This is a genomic window from Paraburkholderia sp., assembly GCF_047605525.1.
Taxonomy (GTDB): Bacteria; Pseudomonadota; Gammaproteobacteria; order Burkholderiales; family Burkholderiaceae; genus Paraburkholderia.
Map to the genome: position 1 here is coordinate 228,664 of NZ_JASGFN010000008.1, position 15,142 is coordinate 243,805.

Here is a 15,142-nt window from a genome sequence, read left to right on the forward strand (position 1 = left end):
TCACATTTCAATGCGCGGCCGCGCGCGGCTTGCCACGCGGAAGAACAGGAAACGACGAACGTGACGCAACACTCTTCGGAACAACTTCTCCCTGCCCGCGGCGAGTCCGCGTCCACGGCCGCCGAGCCGCCCAGACCGGCCGCGCCGGTGCGGCGCTCCGACGCGCTGCGGCTCGCGCAACAGTACGCGGCGCTTGCCGAAGACAAGCGGGCGTTGTTTCGCGCCCGCGCGCGGGCCCAGGGTCTCGATACCGGCGCGCTGCCGGTCGTGCCGCTCGCGCCGCGTCCGGCGCGCTTTCCGCTGCTGTTCGCGCAGGAGCGCCTGTGGTTCCTGTGGTGCCTCGATCCGAATCATGCGGGCTATCACATCACGCATACGCTGCGGCTGTCCGGTGCATTCGATGTCGCCGCGCTGCGGCGCGCGCTCGCGCAATTGATGCAGCGTCACGAAGCGCTGAGGCTGCGCTTCGACGCGCGCGACGGCGTGCCGGTGCAGTATCCGGCCGACGATGCCGGCTTCGGCTTCGTGCACACGCGCGTCGCGAACGCCGCTGCGTCGCTCGACGACGCGTTGCGCGCGTTCGCGTGCGAGCCGTTCGATCTCGTCGACGGACCGCTGTTTCGTGTCGGCCTGTTCGAAACCGGCCTGGACACGCGCGTGCTTCAGTTCGTCGTCCATCACATCGTCGCCGATGCGTGGTCGATGGAAGTGTTGTTCCGCGATCTGCTCGCGTTCTATCACGGCGAACGCGAGCTGCCCGCATTGCCGGTGCAGATGACGGATTTCGCGCTGTGGCAACGCGAATGGGCCGCCGACGATCTGCTCGAACGGCAGATCGGCTACTGGCGCGCGCGGCTCGACGGCGCGCCCGCCGCGCTCACGCTGCCGCGCGACGTGCCGCGGCGCGCGACGCGTTCGCATGACGGCGGGGTCGTGCGGCTGTCGGTTCCCGCCGCGCTCGCCGATGCGGCGCGCGGTATCGCGCGCAACTCGCGCACGACGCTCTTCACCGTGCTGCTCGCGACGTTCGACGTGCTGCTGTACCGCTACTCGGGACAGCGCACGGTCGTGGTCGGCGTGCCCACCGCGGGCCGCGCGCGAACGGAGCTCGAAGAGCTGGTCGGCTTCTTCGTCAATACGCTGATCGTGCGGGCCGATCTCGACGGCGCGCAGCCGTTCGACGCGATGCTCGCCGGCCTGCATGGCCGGGTGCTCGAGGCGCAGGCGCATCAGGACGTGCCGTTTGCGCGGCTGGTCGAGGCGCTGGCGGTCGAACGCAATCTCGACAGTTCGCCGTTGTTTCAGGTGATGTTCGATCTGTCGGTCGACGCGGCGAGCGTCGCCGATGCGGGGATGCCCGATGCCGCGCACGGGCTCGCCGTCGAAGCGATCGTCGACGTCGCCACCACCGCGCGTTTCGATCTCGCATTGAACGCGCGCGACCGCGGCGCGGGCGGCGCGATCGATATCGCGTTGACCTATGCGAAAGACCGCTTTGTCGAAGCGACCGCGCAACGCATGCTCGACGACTACGCCGCGTTGCTCGAACAGATCGCGGCGCAGCCGGCACGCCGGATCGGCGACCTGGCTGCGCATCGGAGCGTTCCGCCCGGCAGCGTCGCGGCGCCGGTCAGCAGCCCGGCGCCCGCGCATGTTCGCGTCGCCGCGCGCGTGCGTCTGTGTCCGGCGCGGGTCGCGCTGCGTTGCGAAGGCGCGTCGCTCACCTATGCCGAACTCGATCGATGGGCGGACCGTATCGCGCTGGCGCTGCGCGCCGATGGTCTGGTGGCGGGCGAGCGTGTCGGCTTGCTGCTCGAACGCTCGCTGGCGCTGCCGGCCGCGTTGCTCGGCGTGCTGAAGGCCGGCGGCGCGTTCGTGCCGCTCGATCCCGAGTATCCGGAAGCCCGCCTGCGCGCGATGATCGACGACGCGCAGGTCGCGCGCGTCGTCGTCGACGCGACGACGCGCGAGCGCTGGCGCGACATGCTGGCACCGCTGCGCGAGATTTCGGCGCCGGACGCGCGCGTCGCATCGAACGGGTTGCCTGCCGGCGAGCTCGCGTGGGACGTGCGGCCGGATGCGCTCGCGTACGTGATCTACACGTCCGGATCGACCGGCACGCCGAAGGGCGTCGCGATCTCGCATCGCTCGCTCGCACTGCATCTCGAGGACTTCCTGCGCGATCACCGCATCGTCGACACGGACATCGTGCTGCAATCGTCGACGATCAATTTCGACGTCGCGCTGCACGAACTGCTGCCCGCGCTGATCGCGGGCGGGCGCGTCGTGATGCGCGGGCCGCAGGCCTGGGAACTGGAGACGCTGAACCGCACACTGATCGACGAGCAGGTCACGTTCGCGCGGATTCCGACCGCGCTGTGGCAGCAATGGCGCATCGCGTTGCCGCCGGCGACCGACATCGCGCTGCGGCAGATCACGGTGGGCGGCGAGGGCTTGCCGGGCGACGCGTTGCAGCGTTGGTACGAAGGGCCGCTCGCGCATGTCGCGATCGACAATCTGTATGGCCCGACCGAAACCACCGTCGCGGCGCTTCATCATCCGGTCACGCGCGACGACGTGGGACACGCGATCGTCGCGATCGGCCGCTGCTATCCGTCGCGCCAAGCGTACGTCGCGGACCTCGACGGCAATCGCGCGCCCGATGGCGCGCTCGGCGAGCTGTGCATCGGCGGCGCGACGCTCGCGCAAGGCTATCTCGCGCGCCCGGCGCTGACCGCCGAGCGCTTCGTTCCCGATCCGTACGGCGCGCCCGGCTCGCGCGTCTATCGCAGCGGCGATCTGTGCCGCGCGCGCGTCGACGGCACGATCGACTTTCTCGGCCGCATCGATCAGCAGGTGAAACTGCGCGGTCACCGGATCGAGCTCGGCGAGATCGAAGTCGCGCTGCGGCGCATCGGCGGCGTGCGCGAGGCGATCGTCGACGTGCGCGGCGATGGCGCGCAGCGCCGCCTCGTCGCCTGGTTCACCGGCGACGCCCACTCCGATGCGGTGCGCGATGCGCTGGCGGGTACGCTGCCGGCGTCGCACGTGCCGTCCGTCTGCATGCGCCTCGATGCGCTGCCGACGCTGCCCAACGGCAAGCTGGACCGGCGCGCGCTGCCCGAACCGGACGACGTGCTCGAAACCGGTTCGATGGCGCCGCAAGGCGCGCTGGAAACCGCGTTGCTCGAGGTCTGGCAGACCGTGCTGGGGCGCCGGGACTTCGGTGTCACCGACAATTTCTTCGCGCTCGGCGGCGATTCCATTTCGAGCTTGCGGGTGATCGCGCAAGCGCGCGCGGCGGGCTGGGCGGTGACCGCGCGTCAGGTGTTCGAGCAGCCGACCGTGCGCGCGCTCGCGCGCGTCGCGCACGCGATCGATCCGCAAGCGGCGCCGGCCGTCGCGGCGTCCGGACCGGTTGATGTGCCGCTCGCGCCGATGCAGCACTGGTTTTTCGAGCGTTTTCCGCAGGCGCCGTCGCGCTGGAACCAGGCAGTGCTGCTGCGCAGCGCGGAAACGCTCGACGCCGATGCGTTGCGCACGGCGCTCGGCGCGCTGCTCGAAGCACACGATGCGTTGCGCGCGCGCTTCCGGCGCGAGCCGAAAACCGGCGCGTGGACGCAAACGATCGAGCCGGCCTCGCATGCGCGCGCGCTCGCGGCCGACGCGCTGGTTGTCGAAGATCTGCGCGCGGCGGCCGATCCCGCCGCGGCGATCGAAACGGTCGCGGAACGAATCCACGGCAGTCTCGATCTGGCGAACGGGCCGCTGCTGCGCGCCGCATGCATCGCGACGCCGGACGGTTCGCGCCTGCTCGTGGTGGTCCACCATCTCGTGGTGGACGGGGTGTCGTGGCGCATCATCCTCGACGATCTGATGACCGCGTACGAAGCCGCGCGCGTCCCCGGCGCGAGTGTCGTCGCCTTGGCCACGCCGGGCACGACGTGGTCGCAGTGGATCGACGCGCTCGGCGCCTATGCGAATCTTCCCGAGCATCTCGGCGAACTCGCGTGGTGGCAGGCACAACTAGGTGACGGCACGGCCATCTCGCAGCCCGTTGCCGCGCCGGACGGCAGCGGCACCCGGCACGCCGACTGGACACTCGACGCGCGGACCACGCGGCGTCTGACCGATACCGGCCTGCGGATCGACGAAGTGCTGCTCGCGGCGCTCACTCATGCGTGCGCTGAACATCTGCCGGACATGCCGGCGATCGTCGAGATGGAAGGGCACGGCCGCACCGATCGCATCGCGGGTGTCGATCTGAGCCGCACGGTCGGCTGGTTCACGACGCAATATCCGCTGCGGCTGACCGCCCAGCGCGATCCACGGGAAACGCGCCGGGCGATTTCGGCCGCGCTGCGCGCGGTCCCCGCGGAGGGCCTTCACTACAATCTGTTCCGCTACGCGGGCTCGGCCGCGACACGCGCGACGCTGGCCGCGCTGCCGGCGGCGACGATCGGCTTCAATTATCTCGGCCGTTTCGAAGAGCGCCTGAGCGAAGGCCGCTTTGCGTTCGCGTCGGAACACAGCGGCGACGGTATCCGCGATAGCGTCGCGGCGGGGCCGCGTCATGTGCTCGACCTGAATGGGCTGATTGCGGACGGCTGTCTGAAAGTGGACTGGAGCGCGGCGGCGTCGGTGCTCGGCGACGCACAGCTCGACGCTCTCGTGGCGGCGTTCGATACGCATGTGCGCGCGTTGGCGCGGGACGCCGGCGCCGCCGCGGATGATCTTGCGGGCAGGCCCGCCGCGCCGGCGCTGGCGCTGTTCGACGGCCTCGCGCGAACCGCGCCGGCGCGCGGACACGACGGCAGCGACGAGCAGGCCGCCTTCGACGTGTGGCGCCAGCGGTTCGTCACCGAGGCGATGCTGTGCCCGTCGGCGGATCCGTGCGTTCAGCCGCTCAATGCGAGCGGCGCGCCGCTCACGCTGTTCTGCTTTTATCCGGGTTTCGGGCTGGTCGGCGAATACCGGTTTCTCGCGGCAGCGTTGCAGGGCGTCGCTTCGGTGATCGCGCTGCGCTCGCCGGGCTTCGCCGCTGACGTGGATGCGGCGGATGGCGCGCAAGCGCCGGCTGAAGCGGCGCCTTCGTTCGAAGCGCTCGCCGAAGCATGCGCCGCGCGCGTGCTCGCCGCGCAACCGGCGGGACCGTTTCGCCTGCTGGGCTGGTCGTTCGGCGGACGGCTCGCGGTGGCGGTAGCCGCTTTGCTGCGCGCGCGCGGTCATGCGGTCGATTTTCTCGGTTTACTCGACACCGCGACGCGCACCAGCGACATGCCGGAGACGACAGGCGCCGACGACGCGCTCGCCGCGTGGCTCGATGCGCAGCCGGACGGCGCGCGGCTGCGCGCGCTGTTCGAGCGCACCGCCACGCTCGACGAATTGCACTACCGGTTGCGGCTCGCGCACGAGCTGCCCCGCATCGACGTGCCGGTGACGTTCTGGCGCGCGGCGCGAGACACGTCGGCGCAACGCGAACGCGACTGGCGGCCGTATACGAGCGGGCCGGTCGACGAGATCGCGATCGACGCGACGCATAGCGGCATCGTGCATCATCCGGTGCTGCACGAGAGCGTCGCGGGCCGGCTGCGCTCGCTCGCGCTATCGCACGGCGGCAATACGGTGAACGAATCGACGTAAGGCAACACGGCAACATGAGTAGTGGAGTTAGTGGATATAAACAAACAGGGCGGCGCGCTTGCGCCGCTTTCCCCATTTCCGACAAGGCAGTTTCGTCATGCAGGCATCCGGCGATCATTCGCTTTACAGGTTGTGCAACGTCGATTTCGAAATCGGCGACAAGCAGTTGCTGCACGATATTTCTCTCGACATCACCGCCGGTCAGGTGGTCGGCCTGATCGGGCACAACGGTTCGGGCAAGACTTCGCTGATCCGTCTGCTCGCGCGTTTGCATCAGCCCACGCGCGGCACGATCCATTTCGACGGCGCGCCGCTCGCGAGCTGGCCGCATCGCCGGTTCGCGCAGCAAGTCGCGCATCTGCCGCAGTACACGCCGGCCACCGACGGCCTGCTGGTCCGCGAACTGGTGTCGCTCGGCCGCTATCCGTGGCATGGCGCGCTCGGCCGCTTCGGCGGCGACGACCATCGGCGCGTCGAGGAAGCGATGGCATGGACCGACGTCGCTCATTACGCGGATCGTCCGGTCGACAGTCTTTCCGGCGGCGAGCGCCAGCGCGTCTGGCTCGCGATGCTGATCGCGCAGGATAGCCGCTGCGTGCTGCTCGACGAACCGACCTCGGCGCTCGACATCAGCCATCAGCTCGAAGTTCTCGGCCTCGTTCGCCAGTTGTGCGACGAGCGCGGGATGACGGCGATCATCGTGCTGCACGACGTCAATATGGCGACGCGCTTCTGCACCCAACTGATCTCGCTGCGCGGCGGCAAGCTGCTGATGCAGACCAGACCCGCCGAGACGATGCGCCCGGAAGTGCTCGAAGCGATCTACGGCGTGCCGATGGGCGTGATGACCGACGCGGTCAGCGGCCATCTGATCGGGTTTCCGCGATGAAACGCCGGCGTGCCTGGTTGCCGCCGGCGCCGGTGGCGTTCGAGCCGGCGCGGCGTCGCTGGCTCGCGCGGAGCGGGACGCTGGGGCTGGCCGCCGTGCTAGGCGCGTTCGGTGCGTTCGGCGGGCTCGCTGTGCCGCTTGCGCTGGCCGCCACGCAACCGCCGGCCGCGCCGGACGCACCGCGTCGCGTCGTCACGATGAACTGGGAATTGACCGAGACGCTGCTCGCGCTCGGCGTCGTGCCGGTCGGCACCTCGCTGCCCGACTGGTATCGCGCGACGATCGTCGAGCCGCCGTTGCCGCCCGGCGTCGCCGACATCGGGCTTCTCTACCAGCCCAATTTCGACGTTCTGCGCATGCTCGATCCGGATCTGTTCGTCATCACGATCGACCATGCGCCGGCGAAACCCGCGCTCGAACGGCTCGCGCCGACGATCACGCTGGGCGCCTACATGTCGAGTCCCACGCCGTTGCAGTCGTTGCGCGACGAGACGGTCGAACTGGCGGCGCGGCTGCAACGGCCCGCGCGCGCGGCCGCGCTGCTCGCCGAAGCGGACCGCACGATCGACGCGGTGCGCGCGCGGATCGCGGCGCGCCCGGTGCTCACCGGCGCGCCCGTGATCGTCGCGGATCTGGTCGACGACCGGCATTTGCGCGTCTATGCACGCGGCAGCCTGTTCGACGAGATGCTCACGAAGCTCGGCGTCGTCAACGCCGCGCATCCGCCGTCCGGAACGGGCGCCTGGGCGACCCAGGCAGGGGCTGCGCTGGTGCCGCTGCAGCGAATCGCCGAGGTCCAGCAGGCGAGTCTGCTGCTGGTCGGGCCGGTTGCCGCGCCGGCGCTCGCTGGACTCGAACGCAACGAAATCTGGCACGCGCTGCCCGCGGTGCGCGCGGGACGCGTCGCCAGACTGCCGGTGATCGCGCCGTATGGAGGACTGGTCTCGATGCAGCGTTTCGCGCACGCCGTCCACGACGCGCTCGATCTGATTGCGGCAGGAGGCGGCGGTGTTGCGTGATCTGACCGCGGTACCCGGACCGCGCGCGCCGCGCGACTATCGTTTCGCGCTCGTCGGCGCGCTCGGTCTGGTGGCGCTGGTGCTGGCGCTCGTCGGCATTCACGCGCAACTGAACGGCGCGTCTTTCTGGTCGACGGTGCTTGCGCCGGATCGCACCGACCTGCGCCAGGTGCTGGTGCGCGACAGCATGTTGCCGCGCATCGCAATGACGCTGTTGTGCGGCAGCGCGCTCGCGCTGGCGGGCACGCTGGCGCAGCAGGTGTTGCGCAATCCGCTGGCCGAGCCGATGACGCTCGGCATTTTCCCCGGTGCGTATCTCGCGCTGATGCTCGCCGAGCTATGGGCGCCGTCGCTGCTTGCCAGCGGGCGCACCGCGGTGGCGCTCGCCGGCGGCGCGCTGGCGATGACGGCCGTGTTCGGTCTGGCGTGGCGGCAGCGGATGTCGTCGCTCGCGGTCATCCTGTCCGGCATGATCGTGAACCTCTACTGCGGGGCGATCGCGCTGGGCATTACGCTCGCGCATTTCGATCTGATGCGCGGTCTGATGATCTGGGGCGGCGGCGCTCTCGATCAGACCGGCTGGCACGAAAGCGCTCGCCTGTTCTGGGGCGTTTTCGCCTGCTTCGCGGCTACCGTACTGATGATCCGTCCGCTCGGCGTTTTCGAGGCGGGTGACTCGACGGTGCAGGGGCTGGGCATCGCGTTGCAGCGCACGCGCTTTGCCGCGCTGCTGATCGCCGTCGTGCTGACCGCGTGCGTGGTATCGGCGGTCGGCGTGATCGGCTTCATCGGCCTCGCCGCGCCGACACTCGCGCGGCTCGCCGGCGCGCGCCGGCTCAGGCAGCGGCTGGTGTGGGCGCCGGCCCTGGGCGCGGTGCTGCTCTGGTGCACCGACGAACTCGTGCGCGTGATCGCGGCGGGCGAGCTGTTTTCCGCGCATCTGGTGCCGACGGGCACGGTCACGTCGCTGCTCGGCGTGCCGCTGCTGTTGCTGTTGCTGCCGCGCCTGCGCACGCAACCGGACCTGCATACCGTGGCGGTCGCGCATGCGCCGCCCGCGAAGCTGCGCAGGCGTTTGCCATTCGCGCTCGCCGGGCTCGTGCTGGTGCTCGTGCTGTGTTTCTTCGTGTCGCGCGGACTCGACGGCTGGTACATCGCCGATCGCGCGGACCTCGACGCGCTGATGTTCTGGCGCTTGCCGCACACGGTCGCGGCGCTCGCGGCGGGCATGCTGCTCGCAATCGCCGGCACGCTGATCCAGCGCGTCACCGCCAATCCGATGGCGAGTCCCGATCTGCTCGGCGTCAGCTCGGGCGGTGCGCTCGGCATCGTCGTGGTGCTGTTCGCCGGCTTCACGCCGTCGCCGGGCGCGCTGTTCGCGGGGTGTCTCGCCGGCGCGATAGCGACGCTTGCGCTGCTGTTGTGGCTGGGTGCGCGCGCGTCGTTCGCTCCTGAACGCCTGCTGCTGATCGGCGTGGCGATCAGCGCGCTGTTCCAGGCGGTGGTCGGCGCGTTGCTCGCCAGCGGCGATCCGCGCGGCGGGCTGCTGATGAACTTCATCATCGGCTCGACGTATTACGTCGAGGCGTCCGCCGCCTATACCGCCGGCGCGATCGCGCTGGCCGGGCTGGCGCTCGCGCCGCTGATGTCGCGCTGGCTCGAAACACTCGGGCTCGGGACGACGATCGCCGATGGTCTCGGCGTGCCGGTCGTGCGCGCGCGCTTTGCGGTCCTGGTCGTGGCGGCGGTGTTGACGGCGGCCTCGACGCTGATCGTCGGGCCGTTGTCGTTTGTCGGCCTGATCGCGCCGCATGTCGCGCGCTATTCGGGAGCGCGCCGGCCCGGTGTGCAGATATGCGTCGCGGCGATCTTCGGCGCACTGTTGATGGGTTTCGCCGAATGGCTCGGACGTCAACTGATGTTTCCCGAAGAGATGCCGGCGGGACTCGTCGCGACTTTGATCGGCGGCCCCTACCTGATCGCGCTGACGTTGCGCAAGTCCGTGTCATCCACATGACGGAACAGCCGGCGCCCGAAGCGTCGGCTGTGCGCCACATGTCGCAAATTGTCCTAGACATATCTTGCAAATAAGAATCATTATCGATAGTATCTTTTCCGAGATACAGGCGCGTGCCGGTGCCATGAGCTTTTCAAAACGCATGAATGGCACGCGATGCGTTCTCCTCCCGTAGCGGGAAAAAATCGTGGCGCTTTCTCCGGAAAGCCCAGTTAGTTATCCGACCAATCACCTTTGGCAGCCCTGATCAAGTCCATCTCGCATGGGCGGGGCGGGCTTTTGACTTCACGCGGAATGCGTCGATAAAGATGAATATAAACAGAGACCGGCGCCGCCTACCGCGGCGTAACCAGGCTTTTGCCGCGCAACCGGGGCTGACGCCGATCACGCTGGCACTTCTTGCGATCTGGGCCAGTCCCGCGCTGGCGCAACAAAGCACGGGCACGCCGGCGAACAGCACGTTGCCGACGGTCGAAGTGATTGCGGTGCCGGATGCGACGACCGAAGGCAGCGGTTCTTACGCGGGCCGCACGGCGACGATTGCGGGCAAGACGGAGCAGCCGATCAAGGAAATTCCCGCTTCGGTGTCGGTGCTGACGCGTCAGCGGATGGACGACCAGAATCTGACGTCGATCCAGGATGCGTTGAGATACGTGACGGGCGTCCAGTCGATCGATTACGGCGACGGCACCGCCTATTTCAAGTCGCGCGGTAATTACCTGAGTGTCCAGTTTGACGGCGTCTCGGTCATCAGCGGTCTGCAGTTTCTGCAGCAGTTCGATCTCGCGATGTACGACCGCATCGAAGTGATGCGCGGGCCGACCGGCGTGATGGACGGCGTAACCGACCCCGGCGGCACGATCAATCTCGTGCGCAAGCGTCCCCAGGACACCTTCCACGTGTCGACGGAAACGCAGTTCGACTCGTTCGGCAGCGCGCGGCAAATGATCGACGTAACCGGCCCGCTGAACAAGGACGGTTCGCTGCGCGGCCGCGCGGTGGTGGTCGGCAGCACCGCATTGCAGTCGGTCGACCGCACGCGCCAGAAAGAAGCGATGGCTTACGGCGCGCTCGACTACGATTTCAGCCCGCGTACGACGCTGTCGTTGTCCGCCGGCTATCAGGTCAACCCGATCAATGGGCTCGACTACGGCGCCCCCGGCGTCACCGACGCCGACGGCAATCTGCTGGGCCGCGTGCAGAGTCCGTTCACGCAGAACTTCAGCCCGAGCTGGAACTACGGCTATACGTCGTTGCAGGAAGTCAACGGCAACCTCGTTCATCGTTTCGAGAACGGCTGGAAGTCGCAGACGACGCTGTTCTACCGGCACGAACTCACCAAGGCCGACTACGCCTATTCCGGTCCCGGCGCCACCGCGGACGGCCTGTCGTACTTCGGCGAGCAGCGCCAGCGCAATACCTACGACTGGTGGGGATTCGACTCGAACGTGACGGGGCCGATCCAGGCATTCGGCCAGACCCACACGCTGACGATCGGCGCGAATTACTCGCTGCTGAACACCACGCAGCAGTCCGGTTTCGTCGCGCTGAACGGCCCGTTCGACGATCAGACGTTCAGCCTGTTCGATCCGAACGCGGTGCTGAAAACCGACGTGCCGTTCACCTTCGGCTCGAACGGCCGCACCGAGCAATACGGGGTGTACGCGCAGGCCCGCATCCATCTGGCGAAGCCGGTGACGCTGGTGCTCGGCGCGCGCGAAGCGTTCCTCTCGGTGGAGTCGCAAACGACGCTGCCGAGCGTCGAAGACTGGCAGACGCAGGCGGATATCAAGCACCGGTTCCTGCCGAACGTCGGCCTCGTGTATGACATCACGCCGTCGCTGACCGCGTATGCGAGCTACTCGAAGTTCCTGACCGCGCAGACGGCGACCACGTTCTCCGGTTCGCTCCTTCCGCCGCGCACGGGCGAGCAGTACGAAATCGGCCTGAAGACCAGCCTGCTGAACAACCGGCTGCAGACGACGACGGCCCTGTTCCGCATCAACGACGACAATCGCGCGGTCACGGACCCGGATCACCCGACGGGCTCGATTGCCGCGGGCAAGTCGACCGACGAAGGCTTCGAGCTCGAAGTGAGCGGTCAGCCGTTGCCCAACTGGAATCTGTATGCGGGCTACACGTATCTGAACGTCAACTACGAGAACGACGCGCCGAATCTGACCGACGGTACGGATCCGCGGCATCTGTTCAAGCTGTGGACCAGCTACAAGTTCACGCAAGGCGCGATGAGCGGCGTGATGATCGGCGGCGGGATGCTGGCGCAAACGCGTATTTCGCGGGGCGTGGAGCAGGGCGGTTATGCGATCTTCAATGCGCAGGTCGGGTATCGCTTCAACAAGCACGTGGAAGCTTCGCTGAACCTCAACAACATCTTCAATCGCGACTACTACCTTCGTCCGCCCGGCACGTTCTTCAGCACGTTCGGCAACAAGCGCAACGTGATGTTGACGGTACGTTCGGACTTCTGATGAGCGTGGCGGCGTGGCTGCTATTTCCATGCCGCAACGTCGTGCCCCGGGTTTCGATGCCGCGTGCATCGGCCTGCAAATCCGGGGCCATCCCTGCTTTTTTCCCACTGCATAAGGCCCTACGGGTTTCTGCATTCAGAGAGGGCTGCTAAAGACTTGACAGCATGCAGCCAGCGCTTTAATTTTCTCGCAATTGACAATCATTCTCATTCCCATTTCGTGAGCGCGACAGCGTTCAGTTCGTATCGCTGAGTGTTTCGCCATCCGGCGCTGGCCGGGGCGAGCAGTACGCAGGCCGCTTCGACAACCGCCCCTGGCCAGTTTCGTCCCGGTTCCAGTATGGCCGCGCCGGCCCTCCCATCGAGTCAGTCGCAGGAATATCGCCATGACGCAATCCACGTCTTCGCTGTTTGATTTTTCGCCCTTCGTCGGTCAAAGCGAACGCTATGTCGACCTCATCAGGCAATTTGCCGCCGCGCAGCCTTTTCGCAGCGCGGAAGTCAGCGAATTGCTTCTCGACGACGACTATCACCGCCGTCCGCTGCGTCCGGAGGACTTCGGGTTCCTGAAGTTTGCGAAGCCGGTTCGCATGCACAACGTGAGCCGCCTGCCGGCGCTCGCGTCGAACCGCACGTTGCTGTCGATCTACGAACTGGGCACGGCGCGTCTGCCGCGCAACGCCGACGCGAACGAATGGGCACACTTCACCGGTTTCTATCGCGACGACGTGCAGGTGCTGGGCGCCCAGATCGCGCCGTTTCTCGAGGCCTATGCATTCGAGTACCTGTCGCAGAACCAGCCGTTGCCGTCCGACGCGGCTAGCGCGGCCGAACGCCTGGCACGCATCGTCGATGACGAAGCAGCTTTCTGGGATCAAACGTTTGCGCGCCTGCTGCGCAACGACTATCTGGAAGAAGGCCTGCGCTTCATCATGGTCCAGCGCTGGGCGCTCGCGCCATCGAAGCACCGCGCGCTGGCACGCGCGGCCGCGAGCGGACTGCTGGACATGCTTGCCGATGACCTGCGCGCTCCGCTCGACACTCCGCCGGACGACGCGGCGCTCTGTCAGCGGGTCGCGGCATCGGTCGGCGTAACGCGTCGGCAGCACGCTTACTGGCAGTTCTATCTGCCGACCAGCATGGCGAAGTGCAATCTGCTGTATGCGCTCGCGCGCCGCCCGGATCGTGCGTTCGGTCTGGCGGGCGCCGCGTTCGCCGCCGCGGCCGAATCGCTCGCGTTCAGCACGGCGCTGGAGCGCGCCTGCGCGCATCTGAATCCGGCCAGACGTGGCGCCGACGACGCCCGGCAGCGCCAGGCGGCGCTCGCCGAGCGTTTCGACTCGGCGTTGCAGTCGATCGGCGCGGCGTTCGGTCCGGCCGCGCAGGCGCAGACCATCCAGGGCATGGCCGCCGGCGAACGGCTGTGCGAACGCGCGCGCTGGGACCTCGGCGAACAGTTGCTGTGGCTGTCGTCGATCCGTCACTACGTCGCGTTCGCGCATCGGATCAGCACGCGGATCGACGCCGAATGCCCGGACATCGACCGTGAAACCTTCGTCGAGCCGCACGAAATGTGCTCGACCACGCACGTGCACAACGACCACCGGCTCGTGACCATTCAGGAAGGCGAGATGCTGTTCTGGGGCAACGTCGGCATGCAACTGAAGATGAACGAAGGCGACATGGTGCTGATTCCCGATGGACGCCTGCATGGCTCGACGGTGATGTCGGGCGAATGCACTTATCACCAGCCGATCATTCCCGACGATTGGGTTCGGGCGCTCGTCGCCGAACTCGACGCGAAGGCCGCGGCCTGAACGTCGTCGCGGCGCCGCGCGCCGCGACCAGCCGTCCCAGAGCGTCCGGTACAGGACGCCTGTTCCCCACGTCAAACCGCTTTCACCCGCAAGCCGCCGGTCTATGCGGCTTGCTGCGTTCGCTCGCATGACGCGAGCGAGCGTGCGACGAACGAGGATATCGAAGATGCGAGCAAACGAGGGAACGGTGGGCGACGAACCGCAGAGCGCCGACACCGCAACGACAGGGCAGCGCGCGCCGGGCGCCGCCGGCGAAACGGCGCCGGCGGGCGCGGGTTTCGATCCGGGCGACTGGAAAAGCCGCATCATCGCGGGCCGCGCCACGGGCGCGGACGTGGAGCCGCCCGCGTGGCTCGACGCGTCCTACCAGACCTTGCGCGCGCAGGTGATGCACCCCGCCTATCCATGTTTTTTCGGCACGATGGCCGAGAAGCGCGGCGAAATGTTCTATTCGTACGTGAACGGCAAGGACATCAGCACGCTCGCCGCCACGATGGAGACGTTCGCACGGCTCGTGTCGCTGCCGCAATATCGCAAGAACAACATCGCGATCTTTTTCGAGCCCGACGCCGAGCCGCTCTCGCACGACGCGTATCACGCGCTGTTCTGGAAGATCCTGCAGCATCTGCACGATGTCGATCCCGATCCGCGCGCGGACGATCAGCCCGAGCCGTCGAGCGAGGACTGGGAATTTTCGTTTGCCGGCGTGGAGACTTTCGTGGTGTGCGCATGCCCGTCGTTTCGCGCGCGCCACAGCCGCAATCTCGGCCCCGGCATGGTGTTGCTGTTCCAGCCGCGCAGCGTGTTCGTCGACACGATCACGAACAAGGTGATCGGCCGCGAAGCGCGCAACCAGGTACGCAAGCGCCTCGAGACATGGGACGAGATCCCGGCGCATCCGGACCTCGGATTCTTTGGCGATCCGGGCAATCTCGAATGGAAGCAGTACTTTCTCGACGACGCCAACGTCCCCGCCGACGATCGCTGCCCCTTCCTGAAACGGCAGCGCATCGCTAGACAGGAAGCCGCCCAGCGCGAACACGCGGAGCCCGCGATGGCCACCGCCGCGCCGTTGCAAGGCAGCGCGCCCGCGCACGATTCGCAGGAGCGCCACACATGGTGGCAACAGCGTCCGCTCGCGCCGAACGACAAGCCGTTCACCCCGCGTCCGGGGTCGCACGCAGTCGAACGCCGTTTCACGCCACATGGCGACAGCGCGCTTCGCGAGTACGAGGAAGAGTGACCCCGAATGATCCGGCGTGAGCGCGT

The 15,142-nt window shown here is 67.7% G+C and carries 7 protein-coding genes; all 7 read left to right on the forward strand.

The genetic code is table 11. The features are described 5' to 3' along the window. Positions 1-60 precede the first annotated feature (60 nt). Positions 61-5,643 carry an amino acid adenylation domain-containing protein gene (locus QM685_RS14230; protein ID WP_415116914.1) on the forward strand — a complete coding sequence of 1,861 codons (5,583 nt, stop codon included), beginning with the start codon at positions 61-63 and terminating at the stop codon, positions 5,641-5,643. A 97-nt stretch (positions 5,644-5,740) separates the two neighbouring features. Beyond that, positions 5,741-6,532, forward strand: a complete 792-nt coding sequence (locus QM685_RS14235) for an ABC transporter ATP-binding protein (RefSeq protein ID WP_415116916.1) — start codon at positions 5,741-5,743, stop codon at positions 6,530-6,532. Then, positions 6,529-7,551, forward strand: a complete 1,023-nt coding sequence (locus tag QM685_RS14240) for an ABC transporter substrate-binding protein (protein ID WP_415116918.1) — start codon at positions 6,529-6,531, stop codon at positions 7,549-7,551. The genes QM685_RS14235 and QM685_RS14240 overlap by 4 nt, the downstream gene beginning before the upstream one ends. After that, a complete protein-coding gene (fhuB, locus tag QM685_RS14245; protein ID WP_415116920.1) occupies positions 7,541-9,568 on the forward strand; it encodes a Fe(3+)-hydroxamate ABC transporter permease FhuB in 2,028 nt (675 codons plus the stop codon). The genes QM685_RS14240 and fhuB overlap by 11 nt, the downstream gene beginning before the upstream one ends. Before the next feature lie 308 nt (positions 9,569-9,876). Beyond that, a complete protein-coding gene (locus tag QM685_RS14250) occupies positions 9,877-12,057 on the forward strand; it encodes a TonB-dependent siderophore receptor (protein WP_415116922.1) in 2,181 nt (726 codons plus the stop codon). 385 nt (positions 12,058-12,442) lie between these two features. After that, a complete protein-coding gene (locus QM685_RS14255; RefSeq protein WP_415116924.1) occupies positions 12,443-13,873 on the forward strand; it encodes a peptide synthetase in 1,431 nt (476 codons plus the stop codon). A 166-nt stretch (positions 13,874-14,039) separates the two neighbouring features. Next, positions 14,040-15,116 (forward strand): YqcI/YcgG family protein, encoded by a 1,077-nt coding sequence (locus tag QM685_RS14260; RefSeq protein WP_415116926.1) that lies wholly within the window; start codon positions 14,040-14,042, stop codon positions 15,114-15,116. Positions 15,117-15,142 lie beyond the last annotated feature (26 nt).